The sequence below is a fragment of the Aminiphilus circumscriptus DSM 16581 genome (genome assembly GCF_000526375.1).
In the GTDB taxonomy this organism is placed as follows: domain Bacteria; phylum Synergistota; class Synergistia; order Synergistales; family Aminiphilaceae; genus Aminiphilus; species Aminiphilus circumscriptus.
Window position 1 is genome coordinate 701,083 of the sequence record NZ_JAFY01000007.1, and the last position, 24,192, is coordinate 725,274.

Annotated in this window: 21 protein-coding genes; 20 read left to right on the forward strand and 1 reads right to left on the reverse strand. The window is 55.6% G+C overall.

All coding sequences use genetic code 11. The features are described from left to right. The first annotated feature begins 1 nt into the window (after nt 1). The 14 genes from lon to hisC all read left to right on the forward strand — a co-directional run bounded on the left by lon (nt 2) and on the right by hisC (nt 17,774). A complete protein-coding gene (gene lon, locus K349_RS0114185) occupies nt 2-2,344 on the forward strand; it encodes an endopeptidase La (protein WP_029166421.1) in 2,343 nt (780 codons plus the stop codon). After that, nucleotides 2,341-2,964, forward strand: a complete 624-nt coding sequence (gene yihA / locus K349_RS17355; protein ID WP_029166422.1) for a ribosome biogenesis GTP-binding protein YihA/YsxC — start codon at nt 2,341-2,343, stop codon at nt 2,962-2,964. Before lon ends, yihA begins: the two co-directional genes overlap by 4 nt. 21 nt (nt 2,965-2,985) lie before the next feature. Continuing rightward, complete coding sequence (locus K349_RS0114195; RefSeq protein ID WP_029166423.1) at nt 2,986-5,679, forward strand: valine--tRNA ligase; 2,694 nt, start codon at nt 2,986-2,988, stop codon at nt 5,677-5,679. A gap of 9 nt (nt 5,680-5,688) precedes the next feature. After that, nucleotides 5,689-7,020: a bifunctional folylpolyglutamate synthase/dihydrofolate synthase gene (locus tag K349_RS0114200; RefSeq protein WP_029166424.1), complete on the forward strand. Its 1,332-nt coding sequence runs from the start codon at nt 5,689-5,691 to the stop codon at nt 7,018-7,020. 103 nt (nt 7,021-7,123) lie between these two features. After that, on the forward strand, nt 7,124-7,828 hold the full coding sequence (locus K349_RS20155) for a purine nucleoside phosphorylase YfiH/LACC1 family protein (protein ID WP_420834465.1): 705 nt from the start codon (nt 7,124-7,126) through the stop codon (nt 7,826-7,828). 29 nt (nt 7,829-7,857) lie between these two features. Further along, nucleotides 7,858-8,823, forward strand: a complete 966-nt coding sequence (locus K349_RS0114210; protein ID WP_029166426.1) for a Gfo/Idh/MocA family protein — start codon at nt 7,858-7,860, stop codon at nt 8,821-8,823. Between the two features lie 134 nt (nt 8,824-8,957). Next, nucleotides 8,958-9,173, forward strand: coding sequence for a hypothetical protein (locus K349_RS0114215; RefSeq protein ID WP_029166427.1), 216 nt, complete (start codon nt 8,958-8,960; stop codon nt 9,171-9,173). Between the two features lie 104 nt (nt 9,174-9,277). Beyond that, complete coding sequence (locus K349_RS0114220; RefSeq protein ID WP_157367402.1) at nt 9,278-11,092, forward strand: tetratricopeptide repeat protein; 1,815 nt, start codon at nt 9,278-9,280, stop codon at nt 11,090-11,092. Nucleotides 11,093-11,172: 80 nt separating this feature from the next. Further along, a complete protein-coding gene (gene meaB / locus K349_RS17365) occupies nt 11,173-12,105 on the forward strand; it encodes a methylmalonyl Co-A mutase-associated GTPase MeaB (protein ID WP_034265768.1) in 933 nt (310 codons plus the stop codon). 51 nt (nt 12,106-12,156) lie between these two features. Beyond that, nucleotides 12,157-13,260, forward strand: a complete 1,104-nt coding sequence (upp, locus tag K349_RS0114230; protein WP_029166698.1) for a uracil phosphoribosyltransferase — start codon at nt 12,157-12,159, stop codon at nt 13,258-13,260. An 86-nt stretch (nt 13,261-13,346) separates the two neighbouring features. Further along, complete coding sequence (locus K349_RS0114235) at nt 13,347-14,171, forward strand: glycosyltransferase family 4 protein (RefSeq protein WP_245588066.1); 825 nt, start codon at nt 13,347-13,349, stop codon at nt 14,169-14,171. Beyond that, entirely contained in the window at nt 14,168-15,325 is a 1,158-nt protein-coding gene (gene wecB / locus K349_RS0114240) for a non-hydrolyzing UDP-N-acetylglucosamine 2-epimerase (protein ID WP_029166430.1), read from the forward strand. Before K349_RS0114235 ends, wecB begins: the two co-directional genes overlap by 4 nt. After that, a complete protein-coding gene (murA, locus tag K349_RS0114245; protein WP_034265771.1) occupies nt 15,322-16,620 on the forward strand; it encodes a UDP-N-acetylglucosamine 1-carboxyvinyltransferase in 1,299 nt (432 codons plus the stop codon). The genes wecB and murA overlap by 4 nt, the downstream gene beginning before the upstream one ends. Before the next feature lie 38 nt (nt 16,621-16,658). Continuing rightward, entirely contained in the window at nt 16,659-17,774 is a 1,116-nt protein-coding gene (gene hisC, locus K349_RS0114250; RefSeq protein ID WP_029166432.1) for a histidinol-phosphate transaminase, read from the forward strand. Between the two features lie 103 nt (nt 17,775-17,877). Here hisC and K349_RS19995 read toward each other — a convergent pair whose 3' ends face one another. Beyond that, complete coding sequence (locus tag K349_RS19995) at nt 17,878-18,627, reverse strand: hypothetical protein (protein ID WP_157367403.1); 750 nt, start codon at nt 18,625-18,627, stop codon at nt 17,878-17,880. Between K349_RS19995 and K349_RS0114260 the strand changes: the two genes are divergently transcribed. Genes K349_RS0114260 through ispG form a run of 6 tightly spaced genes read left to right on the forward strand, consistent with a single transcriptional unit; the run spans nt 18,621 to nt 24,109 of the window. Continuing rightward, nucleotides 18,621-19,268, forward strand: coding sequence for a uracil-DNA glycosylase (locus K349_RS0114260; protein WP_029166434.1), 648 nt, complete (start codon nt 18,621-18,623; stop codon nt 19,266-19,268). The two genes, K349_RS19995 and K349_RS0114260, sit on opposite strands and share 7 nt — an antisense overlap. Continuing rightward, entirely contained in the window at nt 19,261-19,983 is a 723-nt protein-coding gene (gene uppS / locus K349_RS0114265) for a polyprenyl diphosphate synthase (protein ID WP_029166435.1), read from the forward strand. The genes K349_RS0114260 and uppS overlap by 8 nt, the downstream gene beginning before the upstream one ends. After that, nucleotides 19,970-20,794: a phosphatidate cytidylyltransferase gene (locus tag K349_RS0114270; RefSeq protein WP_029166436.1), complete on the forward strand. Its 825-nt coding sequence runs from the start codon at nt 19,970-19,972 to the stop codon at nt 20,792-20,794. The genes uppS and K349_RS0114270 overlap by 14 nt, the downstream gene beginning before the upstream one ends. Then, nucleotides 20,791-22,002, forward strand: coding sequence for a 1-deoxy-D-xylulose-5-phosphate reductoisomerase (dxr, locus tag K349_RS0114275; RefSeq protein ID WP_029166437.1), 1,212 nt, complete (start codon nt 20,791-20,793; stop codon nt 22,000-22,002). The genes K349_RS0114270 and dxr overlap by 4 nt, the downstream gene beginning before the upstream one ends. Before the next feature lie 18 nt (nt 22,003-22,020). Then, a complete protein-coding gene (locus K349_RS0114280; protein ID WP_084460412.1) occupies nt 22,021-23,055 on the forward strand; it encodes a M50 family metallopeptidase in 1,035 nt (344 codons plus the stop codon). A gap of 13 nt (nt 23,056-23,068) precedes the next feature. Next, on the forward strand, nt 23,069-24,109 hold the full coding sequence (gene ispG, locus K349_RS0114285) for a flavodoxin-dependent (E)-4-hydroxy-3-methylbut-2-enyl-diphosphate synthase (protein ID WP_029166439.1): 1,041 nt from the start codon (nt 23,069-23,071) through the stop codon (nt 24,107-24,109). Nucleotides 24,110-24,192 lie beyond the last annotated feature (83 nt).

A 24,192-nucleotide genomic window follows, 5' to 3' on the forward strand; every position in this document is an offset into this window, starting at 1 on the left:
CATGGGATCCGATTCGCTCCGGCGTATTCCCGTCCTTCCCGTGCGGGATCTCGTGTTGTTCCCCGGAATTATCGCGCCCCTTTTCGTGGGGCGCCCACGGTCGCTCAAGGCTCTGGAAGAAGCCATGCTGCGGGACAAGAACATCCTCGTCGTCGCCCAGAAGGAGATGTACGTGGACGACCCCTCCGCTGAGGATCTGTATCACGTGGGAACCCTCTGCCACGTGCTGCAGATGGTCCGCGTTCCCGACGGGACAACGAAAGCACTCGTGGAAGGCATCGCCAGGGTTGGCGTGGACCGGTATTCTCTCGAGAGGGATTATTTCGAAGCGGAGATCAGCCGGATAGAGACGAGCGTGATCCAAACGGACAGGATCGAGGCTCTCCGGCGAAGCATTCTTGAGCAGTTCGAACATTATGTAACACTTCATCCGAAAATTCCCAGTGAAGTGGTCATGTCCGTTATGTCCGTCGAAGACCCGGGACAAATGGCAGACCTCATCTCCTCCCATCTGCTCGTGAAGGTCGCGGAAAAACAGCAGCTTCTTGAGATCCTGGACCCGGAACAGAGAATGGAACACCTCCTGAAGATACTCCTCGGGGAAATCGAGATCCTCGAGCTGGAGCATGACATTCATGACCGAGTGCGGCGAGAGATGGAACGAAGCCACCGGGAATACTACCTCAAGGAACAGCTCCGGGTCATTCAGGACGAGTTGGGTAATGGTGAGGGCTCTTCCGAATACGAGGAGTTCACCGACAAAATCACTAAGGCGCGCATGCCCAAGGACGTGGAGAAACGGGCACTGAAAGAGTTGGAACGTTTCACCAAAATGCCTCCCATGTCGGCGGAAGCCACGGTGGTACGGGCCTATATCGACTGGCTCGTTTCCCTGCCGTGGCAAAAGCAGTCCAAGGATCGACTCGATCTTGCCCTCGCGAAGAATGTGCTCGAGGAAGACCATTACGGGCTCGAAGAGGTGAAGGAGAGAATTCTCGAGTTCCTCGCCGTTCGCAAGAGAGCGCGCCAGGACGTGCGAGGACAGGTCCTTTGCTTCGTCGGACCTCCCGGCGTGGGAAAGACGTCCCTTGGACGCTCCATCGCAAGGGCGTTGAACAGGAAATTCGTCAACATGTCTCTTGGAGGCATGCGCGACGAGGCAGAGATTCGCGGACATCGGCGAACCTATGTGGGAGCGCTTCCCGGACGGATCATTCAAAAAATTCGGAGTTGCGGCACCAAAAATCCCGTGATGCTTCTCGACGAGATCGACAAAATCGGCGTGGATTTTCGCGGTGACCCCGCAGCGGCCTTACTGGAAGTACTCGATCCGGAACAGAACCATCTCTTCACCGATCATTTTCTGGAGGTCCCTTTCGATCTCAGCAGAGTTCTTTTTCTGACCACCGCAAATGTGGCGCACACCATTCCGCGTCCACTGCTCGACAGAATGGAAGTGATTCACATTCCCGGCTATGTCATGGAAGAAAAGCTTTACATCGCCCGGAGGCACCTCCTGCCGAAGGTGCTCCATGAACACGGCCTGACGAAGGATGATGTTCTCGTCTACGACAAGGCGATCAAGAAAATCGTCAGCGAATATACTCGTGAGGCAGGGGTGCGGAACCTGGAGCGACAGCTCTCGAAGCTTGCCAGAAAGGCTACGAGGGAGATCGTCGAAGCAGATGAGAGAAAAGAGCAAAAGACGCTTCCCGTGAGGGTCACCGCCGCGCAGATCAAGACTTATCTGGGACCTCCTCTCACGAAGGACACCCGTATTCCCAAGGAACCCAGCGAAGGAACCGTCATCGGTCTCGCCTGGACTGAAACGGGTGGGGACGTTCTGGTCATCGAAACGGTGACGATGAAAGGGAAGGGGAACATCACACTCACCGGAAACCTGGGAAATATCATGCAGGAATCGGCTCGAACAGCCCTTGGCTACATCAAGGCCAATGCCGACGCCCTCGGCATTCCGGAGATTGCCTGGGATGAAACGGACCTCCATGTGCATGTTCCGGAAGGTGCCATCCCCAAAGACGGTCCCTCCGCCGGAGTGACACTCGCCACGGGCATTCTTTCGGCTCTCTCCCACAGGCAAGTCCGACACGAGTTCGCTATGACAGGCGAGATCACGCTTCGGGGAAACGTCCTCCCTGTGGGAGGCATCCGGGAAAAAGTTCTCGCGGCAAAGCGACAGGGTATCCGACAGGTCATCCTCCCCGAGGGGAACAGGGTTGACCTTGAAAGTCTCGCTCCCTGGGTGCGACGCGGGCTTGACTTCATTCTGGTGCAGCATGTTTCGGAAGTGCTCCGTACGGCACTCTTGGAAGAAAAAGCATGATCCTCTGGAAAGCCGGCCTTTTGTCCACGTGTTACACGCCAGCGCAGTTCCCTCCGGCTCGTCTTCGGGAAATCGCGCTGGTCGGGCGATCCAATGTGGGCAAATCGACACTCGTGAACAAGCTTCTCGGACAACGTCTCGCTCACGTGAGCAACACGCCCGGAAAAACTCGAAGCATCAATTTTTTCTCCATCATCTGCGAGTCCGAGAACGTCTCATTTCTGCTGGTGGATCTTCCCGGGTATGGTTTTGCGAAACGGGGGAAGAGCGAGCAGCAGAAGTGGAAGATGCTTGTCGAGGAATACCTGCTCCGAAGAGAATCCCTCGCTCTCGTGCTCCAGCTCGTCGATTTTCGGCACGGACTCTTGGATAACGACCGGATTTTCCAGCAATGGGCCCGCGGAAACGACATTCCGGTTCAGGTAGTTTTCACGAAAGCCGACAAGATCGCCCGGGGAAAGCACAGAGAATACCTGGAGCGCTATCTTTCTCGGAGCGTTTTTACGAGGACGGTACCACACATTACCGGTGCCGCCTCCGGACTGGGTGTGGAAGAATTGAAACTGTTCCTCACGGCTTTTTCGAGCCAAAACGCTTCCGGTCAAGCCACCGAGGCTTGATATGACAGAGGAGGGTATACGGTGGACGCAACGCGAGAAATCGGCAAAGCCTACGATCCAGATCCCATCGAAGATAAATGGTACGCCTGGTGGACGGCGCGAGGACTCTTCCACGGTGAAGCCGACGCCGAAGGCGAAGCTTTCAGCATTGTCATCCCTCCTCCCAATGTAACCGGCTCACTCCACATGGGACACGCCCTGAACAACACGCTTCAGGACATTATCTGTCGTTACAAACGTATGTGCGGATGCAACGTTCTCTGGCTTCCTGGAACGGACCATGCGGGCATCGCCACGCAAAACGTGGTGGAGCGACACTTGTCCCAGGAGGGACTTTCTCGTCACGACATAGGAAGAGAGGCCTTTGAACAGCGGGTTTGGTCGTGGAAGGAGCAGTACGGAAGCCGGATCATCCGCCAGCTCCAGAAGCTCGGCGCCTCCTGCGACTGGAGGCGAGAGCGCTTCACCATGGACGAAGGACTTTCCAGGGCTGTCCGTGAGGTTTTCGTAAAACTTTACGAAAAAGATCTGATTTACAAAGGGAAATACATCATCAACTGGTGTCCCCGATGCAACACGGCTCTTTCCGATCTCGAAGTGGAACACGAGGAAACGTCCGGCAAGCTCTATTTCGTGACCTATCCCTTCGCCGACGGTGGACGGGAAGAGGATGGCGCATCCTTCGGTGTCACCATTGCGACGACGAGGCCCGAAACGATCCTCGGCGACGTCGCGATTGCCGTGCATCCCAGAGATGAGCGAAATCGCCACCTCATCGGTAGAACCGTCCTCGTGCCTCTTGTGGACAGGCCTGTCCCCGTCATCGAGGACAACATGGTGGATCCCGAGTTCGGAACGGGATGTGTGAAGATCACACCTGCCCATGACCCGAACGATTTCCTGGTGGGATTGCGGCACGGTCTCGAACAGATCCAGGTCGTGGACGACAAGGGAATCATGAACGACAGCGCGGGGAGATACGCCGGGCTTGATCGCTTCGAGGCCAGGGCCGCCGTCGTCCGCGATCTTGAGGCGAAGAATCTGTTGCTGCGGATGGAGGAACATGATCACGCGGTGGGGCACTGCTACCGCTGTCGGACAATCATCGAACCCTATCTTTCCGAACAGTGGTTCGTCCGCACCAAACCCCTCGCAGAGGCTGGAGTTCAGGCGGTCAAGGACGGACGTATCCGCTGGGTGCCCGAGCAGTGGGTAAACACATATTACCAGTGGATGGAGAATATTCGGGACTGGTGCATCTCCAGGCAACTCTGGTGGGGACATCGAATTCCCGCTTGGACGTGCGAAGAGTGTGGTACCCTTGTCGTGGCGAACGAGACGCCGAAAAAGTGCGGAAAATGTGGTGGCACACAGCTTACCCAGGAAGAGGATGTGCTCGACACGTGGTTCAGCAGTGCGCTCTGGCCTTTTTCCACATTCGGCTGGCCCGAGCGGACGAAGGAGTTATCTCGCTATTATCCCACATCTCTTCTCATCACCGGATTCGACATCATCTTCTTCTGGGTGTCACGCATGATCATGATGGGGCTGGAGTTCATGAATGACGTTCCTTTCCGGGACGTGTACATCCACGCTCTCGTCCGGGATGAACAGGGACAGAAAATGAGCAAGTCCAAGGGAAACGTGATCGACCCGTTGGACGTCATCGAGCAATACGGTGCGGACTCGCTTCGGCTCACGCTCGCGGCACTCACGACGCAAGGTCGGGATATCTTCCTGAGCGCTTCCAGGATCGAAACGTATCGCTTTTTTCTGAACAAGCTCTGGAATGCTTCCAGGTTCGCCCTCATGAACCTGGAGGACGAAACATCTTCTTTTGAGAAACGCGATCTCCTTTCTCTGGAAAAGTCCACCGGACTCCGCTTTCACGACCGTTGGATCCTTTCAAGAACAAGGGAAATGGTGACGTCGACGACACGGCATTTCGACGGTTATTTCTTCGGAGAAGCCGCACGCGGGCTTTACGAGTTCGTCTGGGGCGAGCTTTGCGATTGGTATCTGGAGATGGCGAAACCGGCATTGCGCGGCGAAGAGGGGCCGGAGAGGAAACGCGCTACCCGGGAGGTTCTGCGGGAAGTCTTCTCCGTGACACTGCAGCTGCTTCATCCCGTCATTCCCTTTGTCACGGAAGAACTCTGGCATGCCTTCGGATTCGGCGAGGCTTCCATTGAGGAATCGCACTGGCCGAAACCGGAGCATATCCCTCTCCACCTCGACAAAGACGACGACATGGCGTTTTTCCAGGATTTAGTGAAGAATATTCGTAATCTCCGGGCAGAGGCGCGCCTTTCTCCCCAAACCGTGGCACCTCGGGTGGTTCTGGTCGTACCCGAGAAAAAGGACCGGTGCTTTCTCGCTTCCTGCGAGGACCTTGTCCGTTTGCTCACCCGGGTAGAGACACTGCTCATTCTTGGAGAGGCAACAAATCTTCCCCGTTCACTCTCCGCCGTCCTGCCGAAGGCAGTGGCCTATTTGGAGGTGTCGGAATTCTTGGACGTTGACGCGGAGATCGCCCGCCTCGCACAGGAACTGGAGAAGCTCGACAAGGATATGGCCATGAGCGAAAAGAAACTCTCCAATGAAAGTTTCCTCCTTCGGGCACCTCAGGATGTTGTTGAAAAGGAGAGAGCCCGCCTTGCCGAGTCGGAGAACAGAAAGCGACGGATTCTCGAAAATCTCGAGAGTCTCCGGTAGCGTCGAGCAGTGAAGAACGGAATCCGAGCGGCTTTTGCCGCCATTGAGACGCGCCTTTTGAAAGCGGCAAGCCCGGGCATCCGTCCGGGCTTGTCCCGTTTGGCCCGCCTGCTCCGCCGCCTAGGGAATCCGGAAAACGATTTTCCGGCCATTCATGTAGTGGGAACCAACGGGAAGGGATCCACCGCAGCATCTCTGGACGCGATTTTTCGCTGCTCAGGCAGACGATCCGCACTGTACACGAGTCCTCATCTCGACATTCTCGGGGAACGTCTCCGAATGAACGGAACGAGTGTTTCTCCAACACTCTGGGAGGCGGAAGAGGACATGCTTTATCGTGCGCTGCGGGAAGATCCGTTTCTCCGGCAGATGCCACCGACCTTTTTTGAACTTCTCACCGCACTTTGTTTCTGTGTTCTCCGGAGCGCAGCTCCCGACGTGGTTGTCATGGAAGCCGGCATGGGGGGTAGACTCGATGCCACGAACGCAGCGAAACAGGTTCTACTGTCCGTTATCACACCAGTCGCCCTCGATCACGAGGAATATCTCGGCACATCACTCCATTCCATAGGGATGGAAAAATTCGCCGTTGTCCGCCCGAGGACCCCTGCACTCTATTCCGGAGAACCCCCCGAACTCGAAGAACTCTTCCTCGAGCGGTGCTCCCTCGCAAAGGCTGAACCCTACGTGTTTCGCCGCACCTGGCACGTGGAGCATCCTGTGGTTGAGGAAGAGGGGTGTTCCTACGAGCTTTTCGGCCCGGGATTTGACGGAAAGGTGCTCAAGACGTCTCTCGTAGGAAGGCATCAGATCAACAACAGCGCACTCGCTGCCGCTGGGGCCATTCTCCTTGGACAACGCATACCGGGAATCACGTCTTCCAGTATCCAGGCCGGTCTCAAGGCAACGGACTGGCCTGGCAGAGGAGAATTGCTGCCCGGATCCCCCCCGATTCTCCTTGATGGGGCACATAATCCTCACGGCGCCCGTGCGCTTGCCTCTCTACTCCGGGATGTCTGGGGAAAAACGCAGCCAAAGACGATCCTCTTTGCCGCCATGCGGGACAAAGATTCGAAGAGTTCCCTGGAACTCCTGCGCCCGGTGGCGGATCGTCTGATTTGTACCTCCGTTCCCGGCATGTCCCGCTGTGAAACCTCCGCCGTTCTCGTCGAAATGGCCAAAGCGGCGGGATGGACCTCGCCCGTCAGTGAGGAGGATCCTCTCCGTGCTCTTGCCATGGCCGAACAAAGTGCGTCGATGGTAGTGGTGTGCGGCAGCCTTTATCTTGTCGGTTGGATGCGCAGCCGGCTCGTTCCGGAGAGGAGGATCGACTTTGCCTGACTTTCTCATCACCTGGAGGCAGGAAAAAGGCACATGGATCCTCGACTGGTTTCCCGGAAAGACCTTTGCGAATGTTCAGGTGCATCTCTTTGCGAAAGGCCCTGTGACAGAGTCCGCGGAGGGCGACCCTCAACGAATTTGGCATGCCCTTTCGGGAAAAGATTCGTCTCCTCTTCTGGCACCGAGACAGGTTCACGGTGCGGCTGTCGTCGATGCACTTCCGCTTTGGAGCCTTCCACATCGCCCGAGAGCGGACGGCATCTTCCTGAACAGACCCGGAATCTGGGGCAGCCTCCGTTTTGCCGACTGCCTCCCCGTAGTCGTGGTCGGCAGTGTTCCGTCACTCTGGTGTCTACTTCTCCATTCAGGCTACGGAGGAACTGTGGCGAACATGGCGGGCAGAGCCGTGCGTCGCCTCGTGACAAAACACGGTTCGGAGATCCTTGAAGATGCGGTAGTGCTGCTCGCTCCATCCATCGGGCGCTGCTGCTATTGCAGAGACGAGAATGACCCGATGACGAGACGAGGCATGGAGCTTCTTCCTTCCGAGGGATGGGATAGGCGCGGGGAAAAGATCTTTTTCGATCTGAGACGAATCGTCGCGTTTCAACTCACCGCTGAGGGAATACGCACGGCGAATATCCATGATGTGGATTGCTGTACCAAGTGCTCTCCAGAGAGGCTTCACTCCTACCGAGGAGGCGATCTGCATTCACGTTCGTTTCTCCTGGCGGGAATTTCCGAAGGAGTCCACAAAAGGCGATACTGGTGGGAGAACAGTAATAGCGGGAATTTACCCGTTCAGTAGAAGATCGAAGGAGATGGAGCGTGGTCGGTATGGGTCCGGTACGTGTCGGCGTCGTCGGAGTGGGGCACCTCGGTTGCCATCATGCCCGCGTATATACGGAAATCCTGGGAACGCAGCTCGTCGGTGTCGTGGACACTAACGAAGAACGGGCCTGTGCTGTCGGCGAAACGCTGCGGGTACCTCATTTCTTCAGTTTCGAGGAATTTGCCGCCGCCGCGCAGCCCGATGCGGTCAGTATCGTGGTACCCACTCATGCCCACTACAATGTCACCCGACAGGCTCTTGAAAAAGGCATTCACGTGCTCGTCGAAAAGCCCGTCACTTCCACGGTCGAGGAAGCCGAAGTCCTTCTGCGAATCGCAGCGGAAAGAAACCTGGTCCTTCAGGTGGGACACATTGAGCGTTTTAACAGCGCGATGCAGCATGTAGCCAATATCGTGCATGCGCCTCTCTTTCTCCAGTCTCGGAGACTCGGCCCCTTTTCCCCTCGGATAAGCGACGTGGGAGTCGTCCTTGATCTCATGATCCACGATATCGACATCATCCTCTCTCTCGTCCACTCGGAAATCGTCGACATTTCCGCAATGGGAAGTTCCGTACGTTCCAACTTCGAAGACGTGGCCTCCGCCCAGATCCGCTTCGCCAACGGAGCGATGGCGCACATCCTTGTGAGCCGGGTCTCCGAAAGGCGTCTCCGTCAACTTGAGATCATGGAGGCAGAGCGCTATATTTCCGTCAACTATGAGACGCAGGACGTGTCCATTCATCATTGCGTTCGGGAAAACGGAAGCGGCCTTGTGGAAGTGGTGGAGCATCCCGTCTTTCCGAAAAAGGAACCTCTCAAGCTTGAATTGCAGCATTTCGTTTCGTGTGTTCGGGAAGGACGCCAACCTCTCGTCGGTATCAGCGACGGCAAACGCGCCCTTGAAGTGGCAATAGCAGTGCTTCGACAAATTTCCACTCCCGAGAAAAATCTTTCGGAGGCTGCAGTCTGACCCACCTGATTTCTCCCGATCCCACTCGCGAAAGAAAAGCATCCAAGTCGTCCGAAAAAAGAGGAGAAGCGTTTCTCCTCTTTTTTTTATGCTTTTTTTTGGTATGCTCTTGAAGGAAGTGGAGGTGCTTCACCATGCCCAGTGTGAACGTCCAAGCTCTTCTGTCCATCGGCCTTTTTCTTCTTGCATTGCTTCTTGCCCGAAGTGTCAATAACATCAATCGAGGAATCTGGCCCGGAGGTTCTGTCTGGGTTTTTTATTTACGTGTCCTTCTGGGGTTTGTCTTCACTGCTTCCATCGCATTCGCCTTTTACGCGTTTGCGGGAATCGACATTCTGGGCAGAAGGTAGGTCTCAGCGTGGTACGACGATGTGTTCTGTCTGCGGTAATCTTCTTACTGTCGCTTTCCTCGGTGCTCTTTGAACTCCCCCTTGTTCTCCACGGGGATCACGGTATGGCGCAAGCAGTTCCTCAGACCCTACCGGGAGCGAAACGCGAGGAAGCGGAGCGTCATCTTCTCGCTGCCTATTCCTTCATGGTGCAGCAGCGCTACTGGAAAGCACTGGATTCACTTGAAGTGGCACTGCAGAACAACACCTACCTGGTGGATTATTACCTCATGAAAGGGCTCATTTTGCGGCGGCTTGGAGAAACTGCCGCAGCAGCAGAAGCGTTGTCACATTACCTCGAGGTTCGCCCTGCCGAACACGCTCCCTCCCGTATTTTTGAAGCTCTTGTCGAAGAGGTGCGTTTTCTGGAACAAGCTCTTGACGGCGACGTCCAGGGGGAGCGTTTCAGCATTTTTCGCCACACCTCCGAAAGGGCGTTCGCCTTTCCCGGATGGGCTCCTTTTACGCCTCTCGGAATGGGAAAGATGACGGCCGCAGGCTCCCTGTTCTTCCTCGCAGACACGGAGGGCAACAAGACTTGGATCGTGCGGGAAGGAGGAGGATTCCGCCCTCAAATCCTCTCTTCGGACAGACCCGTCACGGTCATCCCGAGAAACGGGGGATCTTTCCTCGTGGTAGGAAGAAGCGGAGATATCGGAGAAGCCTCTCTGGACGCAACAGGACACCTCTCAGGCGATGTGACACCCATGGGCAGTTTGGGAACATTGGTCGCCGATGCCGTTTCTCTTTCGGGAAACACGTTTTGCGTCGCTGATTGGGGGGAGCGAAAACTCTCCTTTATCGATTTTCCCTCTCTCCAAGTGCTTTGGAACTGGTCGCCTGGGACGGAGACTCTTCTCCAACCTTTCGAACCCGTTGCACTGGCTGGACTGGGAGAACTACTGGCCATAGCGGACCGGGGAAGGGGACGTGTCCTCCTTCTGAATACACGCGCCAGGGCGGTCGAGGCTGAGATCGATGGATTGGAAACGCCCAGGGACATCGCATGGACCCCCTGGGGCAGTCTTCTCATCCTCGACGAGCGTGGGGATCTTTACACATGGAAATCCGGAACGCCTCCAGAACGCCTCGTTCGGTTAGAAGGCGCATGGACCCTGGATGTTCTCGACGGAAAGCCCTTCGTTCTCCACGTATCGGGGAAGTACCTCTGGGAAGGAAAGCCTTTTCCGCCTGTCAACGCGGGACTTTTCATGCTCAATCTTTTTACTCCCTCCGTGACTCAAGGCTCCGATCCTGAAGCCATTTTACAGGGATACGTGGGATTTCCCGCTCAAGAGATCCTTCGTAGACAACGCACCTACACATCTGCCGCTTGGATGGGAAAACAGCTGCAAGGAAACGTGCGCTTTCTTCATCGCTCAGCAATTACACCGTTGGTCCTCCTTGCTCCGGGGAAGACGCTTGATCATCCCGGAAGTGCTGTCCTTCAGGACGGAGGAGTTCTGCTCCCTGTCCTGCGGCGTTCCGGATGGGATATGGGCATTGTTCCCACGGACATTATCCTGGACACGGGAATACCTTTTTCCAGGGATGACCTGCGCCGTCTTCTGGCGCTTGCCCTTCACAACGGAATTCGGATACACCTCTGGGCGCCTTCACAAATTCCGTCACGTTTCCTTGCACGACTCATGCTTCTGACCGGCGGAAGATTGCTCGTCTCGGAAACGCTCGATACCATTGTCACACCGGATCCATTCGTGCTCGAAATGCGTTTCCCCCTGCCCGTCGACGCCTTCCCTTCGGGATATCCAAGCGGATCCATGCTTTCCGTTTTCGTCGACAGCGGTGAACACATCCTCCGGGATTGGTTTCCCTTCTGGCCATCGGGTCTTCGAAGCGCAGAAAATCCCCAAGAATAGGGGGCTCTCTTGATATCTCGTGCCCTTGCCGAAGACGGAGAGTAGAGGGAACACCCCTCATTGGGAAAGGAGAGACTCTGTTGAACACGTTGGTGCAAAAAGCACTCGAAGGGGATGCAAGATCCATCGCAAGGCTCATCAGCATTATCGAAAGTGAAGCATCCTCTGCTGAAAGTATTATGCGTTCCATCTACCCCCACACGGGGAAAGCGCAGATTCTCGGCATCACTGGCAGTCCAGGCGCAGGGAAAAGCACGCTCACCGACAAAATCATCACATCACTCCGTGATGCAGGAAAAACTGTCGGAATCATCGCAGTCGATCCTTCCAGTCCCTTCACCGGAGGTGCCATTCTTGGAGACCGCCTTCGGATGCAACAACATGCCACGGAGAGCGGTGTTTTCATTCGAAGCATGGGAACGAGAGGTTCCCTCGGGGGCGTGAGCCGCGCCACATACGAGGCCGCGCTGATTCTTGATGCCTGCGGCAAGGATGTCGTCCTCATCGAAACGGTTGGGGTGGGACAGTCCGAAGTCGACATCATGCGCATTGCCGACACGGTGTGTCTTGTCCTCGTCCCGGGCATGGGAGACGACATCCAAATCATGAAAGCGGGCATTATGGAAATCGCAGATCTTTTTGTCGTCAACAAGGCGGACAGGGACGGAGCTGAACGGGTGGTTCGCGAAGTGGAAATGATGCTCGACCTCTTGGGAGAAAAGGCATGGAGACCGCCCGTCCTCAAGACCGTGGCCGAACGTGGCGAAGGGGTTCCAGAAGTGGTGGAAGCCATTGCCAAGCACAGGGATTTCCTCCTCCGCAGTGAAGAGGGACGTCGGCGTCGCTGGGCAAGATTGGAGATGGAAGTAGAAGAAATCCTCCGTCGGGAAGTCGCCGGAATGGTTGAGCGTTCCTGGGAAAAATTGAAATCGCCCGATCTCCTTCTTGCCTTGGAAGAACGGAGAACCACACCCTATGCTGTGGCGGATGCCGTCTTCGAGGAGATGTTTTAAAGGGCGATGCCTTCTCAAAAAAGAAACGACATTGCGAAGGGAAGTGGAACCATGAACATCGCCATCGGGGCGGATCATGCCGGTTTTACGCTGAAAGAATCCTTAAAAAATCTTCTCTTGTCATTGGGACATCATGTGGACGATTTCGGGACCGACTCGGCGGAGCGGAGCGTCGATTATCCGGATATCGCCATCCCAGTGGCAGAGGCAGTAGCGAACGGCACCTACGATCGAGGCATTCTTCTTTGCGGAACGGGTATCGGCATGTCCATCGCAGCCAACAAAGTCAAGGGTGCCTACACTGCACTCTGTCACGGTGTCTTCGAGGCCCAGGCAAGCCGGAAGCACAATAACGCCAACATACTCGCGCTGGGCGGACGAATTCTCGGCGAAGAAATCGCATGCCAGATCGTTACAACCTGGCTTTCCACTTCCTTCGAGGGCGAGCGGCATTTGCGGAGAACGCGGTCGATTCAACACTACGAGAGGCGAAACACGCCGGAACATCCCGTTCAGAGAGTTGAATCGGGGCGTTTGACCGTGATGGATCACCCGTTGATCCAGCACAAGGTCGCCATCATCCGCGACAAGCGGACAAGTGTCAAAGAATTTCGGGAGCTCGTGCAGGAAATTGCAGGGCTTATGGTCTACGAGACAACGCGGGACCTTCCGCTTGAAGAAACCTGCGTCGAAACACCCCTTGAGCGAACCGTCGTAAAAACCCTCTCAGGGAAAAAGCTCGCCGTGGTTCCAGTGCTCCGAGCGGGTTTGGGTATGGTAGACGGCATCCTTCGTCTCGTTCCGAACGCCAAGGTGGGGCATATCGGCCTTTACCGGGATCCCGAGACACTGGAGCCCGTCGAGTATTATTGCAAGCTCCCGGGAGACATCCAGGAACGGGATATTTACATCCTCGATCCCATGCTGGCCACCGGCGGATCCGCCTCGGCCGCCATCGATCTCGTCAAACGCAAGGGAGCAAGGAAAATCTCGCTCGTTTGCCTCATTGCCGCACCCGAAGGGGTGGCGAAGGTTCGCCACAAACATCCCGAGGTAGATATTTTTACAGCGGCTCTCGACAAGCATCTCAACGATCACGGATACATCGTCCCAGGACTCGGCGACGCCGGAGATCGTCTTTTCGGAACGAAATAACCGTTTTCATGGCACAGATGATCGTACGGACTCTTTTTGCCGGCACCATTCTTTTCGGCTTGTTTTGGGGGATCGCGTTTACCCCCATGACGATTCGATTGGCTGCCCGTTATCGAATCATCGATCGTCCTGGAGAGCGAAAGACCCACCCCGAGGATATTCCTCGGGGTGGAGGACTCGCTCTTTGGTCCGGTCTCATGCTCTGGAGCCTCGTTGCCTGGGGGAACGGTACCATGTCCGTCCCTCTCGCAACCGGAGCAAGCCTCGTTTTCTTCGTAGGCTACATAGACGATATGCGTCCTTTACCTCCGCTTTTTCGTCTCGCCCTTCATCTCGTGGCCGCGTTTCTCGTTCTTCTCCCGCTTCCGCTGCCTTACGGAATACGCCTGCTCCTCCTCTTTTGGATAGCGGGATGCACAAGTGCCTTCAATCTCATCGACGGCATGAATGGTCTGTGCCTGACTCTCTCCATGAGCAGCTTCGCCATTGGAGCAGCCACCGGGTTCGGCAGTTTCTGGGGACTGCTCCTCGGTATTTCCGCAGGAATTCTCTTTTGGAATTTTCCCAAGGCAAAGACCTTCCTTGGTGACGGAGGAAGCACCCTCCTCGGATTTCTCTGGAGCGCTCTTCTGGCAGAAGAAACGGGAGCGATTTTGCAGGGAATGCCGTTTCACATGGTGGTGTTGCTCTTGCTCCTTTTGGGTGGGGTCCCTATACTCGACACATCCTACTCCATCGTGCGACGTATTCTGCACGGGCGTTCTCCCTTTTCCCCCGACAGGGGGCATTTTCACCACAGACTCCTCGATGCGGGACTTCATGGATGGGGTGTGTTGGCTATTCTCAACCTTTTGCACATCGCTCTTGTCGCCAGCGGAATCTACCTTCTCGGAGGAGGCCCTGCCTTGTGAAGCGGAGAAAAATTGTCTGTGTCGTTGTGGGAACGCGGCCGGAAGCAATCAAGATGGCCCCGATCGCACTCGCCCTGAAACATGACGAGACATTTCAACTCCATTTACTCGCCACGGGACAACACGCGGAAATGCTCCTTAACCCGCTTGCATTCTTTGATCTCGTTCCCGACGATTATCTGGGAATCATGAAGGAACGACAGAGCCTCGATCACGTCACGGCAACGGTCATCACCGGAGTGGGCGACGTACTGGATCGTCTGCGTCCCTCTCTTGTCCTTGTCCATGGAGATACGACCTCTACCTTAAGCGCGACTCTCGCGGCGTTCTACAGGAAAATTCCCGTGGGGCACGTGGAGGCGGGACTTCGGAGTCGTGATCTTCAGAGCCCCTTTCCGGAAGAGATGAATCGACTCCTCACGGATCGACTTGCCACATACTGGTTCGCACCAACCCCATTGGCGAGAGAAAATCTTCTCCGAGAGGACTGCGATGCCGAGCGTATTTGGGTTACGGGCAACACTGTCATTGATGCGCTCCGTGTTGCCGTTTCAAGAGTCGACGAACCATCGCTCGCTGAACTGAGACGCATTCCTGCGACGTGCCGGCTCGTGCTCGTCACCGCTCATCGGAGGGAATCCTGGGGGAAGGGACTCCGAGAGATTTGTACAGCCATACGACATCTCACCGAGAAGATCCCGGAGCTTTGGTTTCTTGTTCCCATGCACAGAAACCCAGAGGTTCGTTCTGTCTTCATGGAAGAACTCGGTGCATTTGACCGTGTCGCCCTCTGCGAACCACTGGAATATCCTGATTTTGTCTGGGCGATGAAACGGAGTACGCTCATCCTCAGTGACAGCGGAGGTATTCAGGAAGAGGCGCCTTTTCTCAAGAAGCCGGTGTTGGTGCTCCGCGAGGTGACGGAACGCCCGGAAGCAGTTCTTGAAGGAACTGCTCTTCTTGTTGGTACGGAATCTTCGCGCATCGTTCGTGAAAGTGTACGCTTGCTCACGAACCCTCAAGAATACGCGAAACTTGTAGAAAAACGACGCAACCCCTTTGGAGATGGAAACGCTTCGGAACGTATCCTAGAGGCACTTAAAAAAAGCTTGACGACAATTTCGCGGCATTCCGAACCACGCCGAAATCGATGAGGAGGTTCATCGTGACCACACAACGGCAAAAAATGCTTATCAGAGGTGCCACCCCCCTGAGAGGCTCCATCTCGGCTCAGGGGGCGAAAAACGCAGCCCTTCCGATTATGGCGGCCTCGCTGCTCCTTTCCCGGGAACAATTAATCATCGATCGTATTCCTGATCTTCAGGACACTCGGACCATGGCGGATCTTCTGGGACATCTCGGAGCCCAGACAACCTTTGAGAAGGGGACAATGATTATAGCGGCTCCGGAAGAGCCGGACTGGGAGACACCGGCACACCTCGTCCGGAAAATGCGAGCGTCTTCCCTGGCTCTCGGCCCCCTCCTCGCACGCTGCGGCAGGGCTGTTCTTCCCCTTCCAGGGGGGTGCGCCATCGGAGGCAGACCGATTGACCTCCACCTCAAAGGACTGGCAAAAATGGGCGCCCAGATCGAACTCGTCCATGGATCTGTCCATGCAAAAGCCAAGGGTCTCAGAGGGTGTCGTATTTATCTCGATTTTCCCTCCGTCGGCGCGACGGAGAACCTCATGATGGCAGCAGTCTTTGCCCGCGGACAAACCATTCTGGAAAACGTGGCACGAGAACCGGAAATTACGAACCTCGCCGAAGTGCTTCGCGCCATGGGGGCAAAAATTGAAGGAGAGGGAACCGGCACAATACGAATCACGGGAGTGAAGGAGCTCTCCGGAACACGTATCACCGTCATTCCCGATCGCGTCGAGGCAAGTACCTATCTCCTCGCGGGAATCATGACCGGAGGTGAGATCACAGTCCATCAGGTCATCCCACAACACATGGATGCCCTGCTTGCCAAACTCGAGGAAGCGGGGGCGGAAGTCTTCTGCACGGAAGAGACCGTTTCCGCCCGAGCCCCCCAGAGGTTAAGAGGCATCTCGGTGAAAACACTTCCTTTTCCAGGATTCCCGACGGACTTGCAGCCCCAGATGATGGCTCTTCTCTCCATCGCCGAGGGAAGTAGTATCGTTCAGGAAGGCATTTTCGAATCGCGATTTCTTCACGTCCCGGAGCTGCAGCGTATGGGTGCACATATAGAAGTTCAGGGAAATTCTGCGGTCGTCACCGGAGTTCCTGCCCTTCACGGAACAGATGTACGAGCCACGGATCTTCGCGCCGGAGCGGCTCTCATCTTGGCCGGACTTTCCGCGTCCGACCAGACTGAGATGTTTGGTGTGGAACATGTAGCAAGAGGATATGAGAAAATCGTCGAAAAGCTCGGTCATGTCGGAGCTCGGGTGGAAATAATTCCGTGTCCTGACGAGGATGCCTGACTTTTCGAACGCTCCTCGCCTCGAAAGGAGGAACTGAAGTGGCTTGGTTGGAAAGACTCGTCCGGAAGGCTCTTGCCGATGTCGAACCCTACAGACCCGGCAAACCCATCAGTGATGTACAACGGGAACTCGGACTGCGGGAAATCGTTCGCCTCTGTTCAAACGAAAACCCTTGGCCCATTCCGGAAGCGGTCAGTACAGCAATCCAAAGCGCTGCGAAGGAAGTGAACAGATATCCAGACCCCGGAGCATATTACCTGAAACGCGCCTTGGCGCGAAAGTGGGGCGTCTCTCCTTCGGAGATCATCGTCGGAGCCGGAACGGAAGGTGTCGTTTACGCCCTCTTTCAGGCCATAATCGATGAGGGGGATCATGTCGTCCACTGCATGCCCACCTATCCTCTCCATATTCTCGCCGCGAAAGCCGCGGGGGCGACATGTGTGGCCGTTCCTCTCACGGATAGTTTCACTCCCACTGCGGACATGATCATCGCCGCGTGCAGTGAACGGACGAAAGTCGTGATCATGTGCAATCCGAACAATCCGACGGGAACGATCATGTCTCGTAGCGAACTCCTGAGTTTGGCCGCACATCTGGAGGGCATGCAGACTCTCCTCGTCGTCGACGAAGCCTACGCCGAATATGTCATCGACCCTCGTTACGTCTCCGGCGTGGAGTTGTTCCGCCAGCTCGGCAACATCGTCATCCTCCGTACCTTTTCAAAAATTTACGGCCTTGCCGCATTGCGTATCGGTTATGGCATCGCTCCCAAGCCAGTAGTGGAATCCTTCAGCAAGGTCAAAAGATTCTTCGAAGTGAACAAGATCGCCCAACACGCCGCCGTGGCAGCACTGGAACAAACCGCATATATCGAGGAAATCCGTGACAGAACCCTCATTGAGCGGGAAAAAATGCTTTCCGTGCTTTCCGATTTGGGGGTAAAAGTATATCCGACGCATACGAACTTCCTGCTCCTCCGCGTGGAAGATGCGGATCTTGTGGCCGAAGATCTCCTTCGGGAAGGAATCATTGTCAGGCCAGGAAGCGACATGGGCATGCAGGGATTTCTGAGAGTCAGCATCGGACTTCCCGAGGAAAACGAGCGGTTTGCCGCATCATTGCGAAAGGTGATGAAGCGCGCTGGAAGACGCTAACAGGGAAACAACGACCACTGCGGACGTGCGAACGCTGCTCTCCCGCTTTTCCGTGACCGCTTTCGTCGGAGCTGCAGGTACCGGGAAAAGCCAGCGAGCGCAGCTAGTGGCGCGGAATCGTAGGATTGACATCATCATTGATGATGGGCTTTTGATCCGCAAGGGCCAGATTGCCTGCGGGAAAAGCGCAAAGTCGGAACGGAATCAGGTTCGGGCCATTCGTCGTGCGCTTTTTCAATTTTCCGACCATCGACGGGAAGTACGCAATTTTCTCGTTGCAATGCGTCCATGTCGCATTATGCTCGTTGCCACCTCGGAAGAGATGGCAGTGCGCATCGCCCGAAGACTGGGCCTGCCGTTTCCCGACGAGATTGTGCATATTCAGGACGTCGCATCGGAAGAGGAGATAAGCCGAGCCAGAAAGGAACGGATGCAGAAAAAGCAGCATGTGATTCCCGTTTCCCATGTCCAGGTACGGAGAAACTTCGCCGGGAAACTGGTCGGAGGATTCAAGGTCTTCTGGCACAAAGACAGACATCAGGGTGAAAAAACGATCGTCAGACCTCCTTTCAGTTTCCGGGGTGAACTGCACATCGAGAAAGAAGCCATAGCCCAAATTGCCACGAAAATCAGCGAACGGACGAAACAAGTGGCAAAGGTTCTTGATGTGCACGTGGGGGAAAGCGACGAAAAACTCGACATCAAGGTTCACGTGCGCCTTGCAGGGGGCAAGAGAAATTTCCTGGAGGTCGCACACTTTCTGCAGCAACGACTTTGGTCGACTATCCGGTATTTTTCCGGCATTGACGTGGGAAATGTTGACGTGAACGTTGACGAGGTGCAGCCATGACATCTTGGATATCCCTTTCACCTTCCGGGAATGAGCAAGAACAGAAAAAGGAAGAACTCTGGAGAGACTTGCAAGCCCAGGTGGCACAATGCACACGATGCCCCCTCGCTTCCACCAGGACCCGAACCGTCTTCGGCGAGGGACCTCGGAAAACCACCATCCTTTTCATAGGCGAGGGACCGGGAGCTGATGAAGACGCATCGGGAAAGCCTTTCGTGGGCAAGGCGGGACAGTTGCTCACGAAAATTCTCGAAGCAGCGGGTATTCCACGACAGGACGTCTTCATCACCAACATCGTGAAATGTCGCCCCCCCGGAAACAGGGTCCCCACCCTTGAGGAAACCTTTGCCTGCGACCGATTCCTTCAGGCGCAGATCGCTCTTGTGAGTCCCCGCATTCTGATCTGCCTCGGCAACACGCCTACCAAGTGGATCCTCAAGACGAGCGAAGGAATCACGAAAACTCGTGGAAAATGGTTCAACTGGAAAGGTATTTTCGTCATGCCCTTGTTTCACCCCAGTTATCTTCTGCGGTATCAGTCGTCCACTGTAGGCAGCCCCAAACACCTGACCTGGACGGACATCAAGGCCGTCAAGGAAAAATGGCTTGCCTTGGAAAAGGGAGGCGTTGCGGAAGATGCCTGAGGAAAATGTTTCCGTACCGAAACACGTGGCAATTATCATGGACGGAAACGGCAGATGGGCAAAAAAACGCCATTTACCCCGCGTCATGGGACACCATGAAGGTGTTCGCGCGGTAGAGCGGACTGTTCGGGCCGCCCGAGATGCGGGAATCGCACATCTTTCCCTCTATGCGTTTTCCACGGAAAACTGGAAACGATCTCCCTCGGAAGTGGGGGGGCTCATGGGACTCTTCCGGTATTATGTCTCCAGCAAGATCGATGCCCTCAAGGCAGAAGGGGCCAGGATCCGTTTCGCCGGAAACCTCGCCGCTCTTCCCGAAGACATACGACAACTTCTTCGGAAAGCGGAGGGAGAAACAGCCTCGTGCACTGCCATTGACATGGTGGTCTGCCTGAACTACGGAGGACGCCAGGAGATCTTGGAGGCAATCAATGCGTTTCTGGAGGACCGCTCCAGAAACACCCTCTCTGACTCCGAACGGCCTTACCTTACGGAAGAGTTGTTACGGCGCTATTTTTACCTTTCTGACCTTCCCGATCCGGATCTCATCATTCGAACCAGCGGGGAACTGCGAATGAGCAATTTCTGGCTTTGGCAAGGTGCATACAGTGAATTATATTTCTGTGACACCTTCTGGCCGGATTTTGGCGAAGAAGAACTCGAAAAAGCCCTTCGATCTTATGCGGAAAGAGAGCGCCGTTATGGCGGTGCTTAGTTCAAGGGTCAGCGATCTTTTCCCCCGCGCTCTGAGCGGCTTTGCCGTTGTGCTCATCGTCTCCGCCGCCCTCTACCTCGGCGCATGGTGGTGGGCCGGCATTGTTTCGTGCATCGCCCTCGTGTCTCTCTGGGAATTCTACGGAATGCTCGAACGAGAATTTCACGTCTCCCGTGGAATCGGCATTCTTGTCGGTATCGTGACGCTGGTTTTCACAGGATTGAGTTCACCTCTCGAATACTCGGTAGTCATTCTTCCTGCGTCGGTATTGCTCGTTCTGGCCATCGAGGTTCTGCGGAGACAGCTCGCAGGAACAAGCAATGCCATCCGCAATGCAGGAGGCACGCTTGCAGGTGTTCTCTACATCGTCTATCCTTGGTCTTTTCTCATCGAGATGCGCACGCGTGAATGGGGACTTCTGCTCACCGGGGCACTTTTGCTCTGTACTTGGAGTTGTGATGTCATGGCCTACCTTGTGGGCAACCGTTGGGGAAGGTTCTTGCTCTGCGAAAAAGTGAGTCCCAAGAAAACATGGGAAGGCGCTCTCGGAGGGTTTTGCGGAAGCCTGTTTACTGCGGGACTTCTTGCCTATATTTCCGGGGTCCCGCCTCTACCGCTGCTTTTCATCGGGTTGATCTGCGGTTTGGTGGGACAACTCGGTGATCTTGCAGAATCAGTCCTAAAAAGAGAAACCGGAGTGAAAGACAGTGGATCCATCATTCCTGGACATGGGGGTATGCTGGACAGATTCGACAGCATTCTTTTCAGCGCCTCTTGTGTGTACATGCTTTTCGAGGTGATCTGGAATTGATCGGGAATGGGTTTTCCAAGGGGATAGCCATCATCGGTGCGACGGGTGCTGTGGGAAGGGCTGCTCTCTGGGTTTGCGAGACCTATGCGGATCGTTTCCCGGTTGTAGCCCTTGCAGCGCAAAGCAACGTCGAGGCCATGGAACAACTTGTCGTCAAGTTCCGACCGAAACTCGCGGCACTGACCGAACCTAAAGCAGGTCGCCGGCTTTCCGAAAAACTTTTCGGGACAAGTGTTTCCGTGGCGAGCGGTGCTGACGCTCTCCTCGATGTGGTCCGACATCCCGAGGTGGAACATGTCGTGTTCGCATCCTCGGGGACGATGGCTATTCCGGCATTGCAGGAAACACTCCGTCTGAAAAAAGAAGCTTCGCTCGCAAACAAGGAGAGCATCGTCGTCGCAGGACCGTGGGTCATGCCTCTGATTGATCACCCTTTGCAGCTCCGTCCGGTTGACAGCGAGCACAACGCGGTCTGGCAGGCTCTCATGGGCGAAATGGGACATGAGAGAGAAAAAACAGCACCTTCAACAAGAATCGATCGTGTTTATCTCACAGCATCCGGGGGTCCTTTCCGTTCTTTTTCCTCGGAGGAACTCCGCCGGGTGACACCGGAGATGGCACTGAAACATCCCGTGTGGGCAATGGGAGCGAAGATCACCATTGACAGCGCAACGCTCATGAACAAGGGGATTGAACTCCTTGAAGCCATGTCTCTGTTCGACCTCGATGCCGCACAGGTGTCCGCGCTGATCCATCCCGGATCCAAAGCCCATGCGATTGTCCGTTTCCGAGACGGCTGCAGCAAAATGCTTCTCTCCGCACCGGATATGCGGATCCCCGCAGCCATTGCAATGAGTTGGCCCATCAGGCTTCCCCTGGCGGAGGAAACGGCACTGCCGTGTTTCGACATGGAGAACTCTTTCGAGCTGCGCTTTGAGCCTCCCGACACGAAGCGCTTTCCCTGCCTCGCCCTCGCTCAGGAAACGGCTCGGCGCGGTGGTGCTTTCCCTACTCTACTCGTAGGCGCTGACGAGATCGCGGTGGAGGCTTTTCTTGCCCATCGCATCGCCTTCCCCGATATTGCCGGTGTTGTTGCACGCGTTCTCGACTCATGGCACGACGGTGCGCCGTCTTCCCTGGAGGACGCACTGTCCGTCCTCCAGGAAGGACGGCGACGGGCCGCGATAGCATGCCGGTCTTGCAACTGATCAAGGAGGTACATATTTATGACGATCCTTGCGTTTCTTTTCGTCATCGCGATCTGTGTGATCTCCCACGAATGGGGGCACTATATCACCGCACGGCTTTTCGGCGTCCAGGTCCATGAGTTCGCCTTCGGAATGGGACCGGTTTTGTTCAGCAGAAAACGATGGAACACCCTTTGGACCTTTCGAATTTTTCCCGTCGGAGGCTTCGTTCGCCTCGCGGGCATGGGAGAGGAACGGGACAACGAAGAACTCCTTCCCGGAGGTGGATTTTTCGAAAAATCCGCATGGCAACGCTTCCTGATCCTCTCCGCCGGAGCAGCGTTGAATATTCTCCTCGCGGTTGGCATCACGGCATTCCTGCTCATGACCCGCGGTGTCATGGATTTGAAATCAACAACGATCGGCGAAATTATGACCGAATACCCCGCAGCAGAAGCAGGATTGCGACAAGGAGACACCATTCTCGCCGTGAACGATGAACCCACGACGTCTTGGGAGTTCATGGCCAAGGCGCTTCGGGAGGCAGGACACCAAGGCACCGTACGAATTCTCGTGGAGCGGGGAAGTGATCGTTTCATCGTGGAAACCGCACTGCGAAAAGATCCCCAATCCGGAGCTTTCCTTTTCGGCATCCGTCCCAGGATCATTACCTATCCCTTTTTTGAAGCTCTGGGACGCTCTTTCGGCTATATTTTCGAAATGAGTCGGGACATCCTGTCGGGTATTCTCTCGTGGCTTTTTGGAAAGCAAAAGATGGACGTTACCGGTCCAGTCGGAATCGCCACCATGGCCGGCGAAGCGGTAAAACAGGGACTCTGGTCTTTTCTTTCCTTTCTCGCGGTGATCAATCTCAATCTCGGCATTTTGAATCTGCTTCCCTTCCCAGCCTTGGACGGAGGACGGTTGATTTTTCTGCTGGGAGAAATGCTCACGGGAAGAAAATTTCCGGAGCGTTGGGAATACTATGTCCATCTCGCTGGTTTCGTCGTGCTCATTTCCTTGATCCTTCTGGTGACATGGAAGGATATTGTGACCCTTGTAGGTTCTCAATGAGCGGAGGTATCCTATGCACACCGTGGTGATCGGAGGACTTACCATCGGAGGCGACGCTCCCGTTCGCGTGGAAAGCATGCTGAAAACACCGGTGGCGGACGTGGCTGGATGCCGAAAAGAGCTGGAGGCGCTCCGAAAAGGTGGCTGTGAACTCGTTCGAGTCGCTTTTCCCACGAAGGAAACGGCACCGATGCTGGAAGTCCTCCTCCGTGACGCGACGCTTCCCCTCATGGCGGACATCCACTTTGACGCAGATCTGGCTCTGCGTGCGTTGGATATGGGATGTCCTTCCGTACGCATCAATCCGGGCAACATGCCCAAGAGAGACCTTGCCCGGATCACGGCCACTGCGGTTGCTTCCAAGGCAGTGATCCGGATCGGCGCGAACAGTGGTTCCCTCAACAACAAACAGATCGAAGACGCCCAGGGGGACAGAGGCAGGGCACTCGTAGAAGCCGTGAAAGAACAGGCCCGCCTTCTTCTGGATCATGGATTCCAAGACATCATTCTCTCAGCGAAAAGCACATCCGTCCGAGAGACCGTTGTGGCCAACACGCTCCTCGCGCAAACCTATCCCAGCTTGCCAATGCATGTCGGTGTGACGGAAGCCGGATCGGGCATGGATGGACTTGTGCGGAGTACTGCGGGGCTTTCCCTTCTCCTGGCTCAAGGAATAGGCGACACCTTGCGCGTCAGCCTGACCGGACCCTCGATTGAGGAGGTAAAGGCAGGATTTTCCATTCTCCGGGCACTGGAGTTACGGATGTCCGGAGTGACTCTTATTTCCTGCCCCACCTGTGGCCGGAAACGGGTGGACGTAGCGGCGATCGTGGAAGCCCTTCGCAGGGAACTCGACTCATTCCCCGAGGGACTCACCTTGGCCGTCATGGGGTGCGAAGTCAACGGACCACGTGAGGCGAGCCACGCAGACTTAGGTATTGCCGGCGCACCGAAAGGAGTCGTTCTCTTTCGCCGCGGAGAGAAGATCGCGGAGTGTTCTTCTCTGGATATTTCCCGTATTGTGGAGGAACTCAAGAGAGTTCTTGAAAAGTGAGAGGTGACGTTGCTCAGAGAATTTCGAGGAGGAGCGGTCTGCAAAACACTTACCTGGAGCAGGCGAAAAGCAAGGAGGAGCAC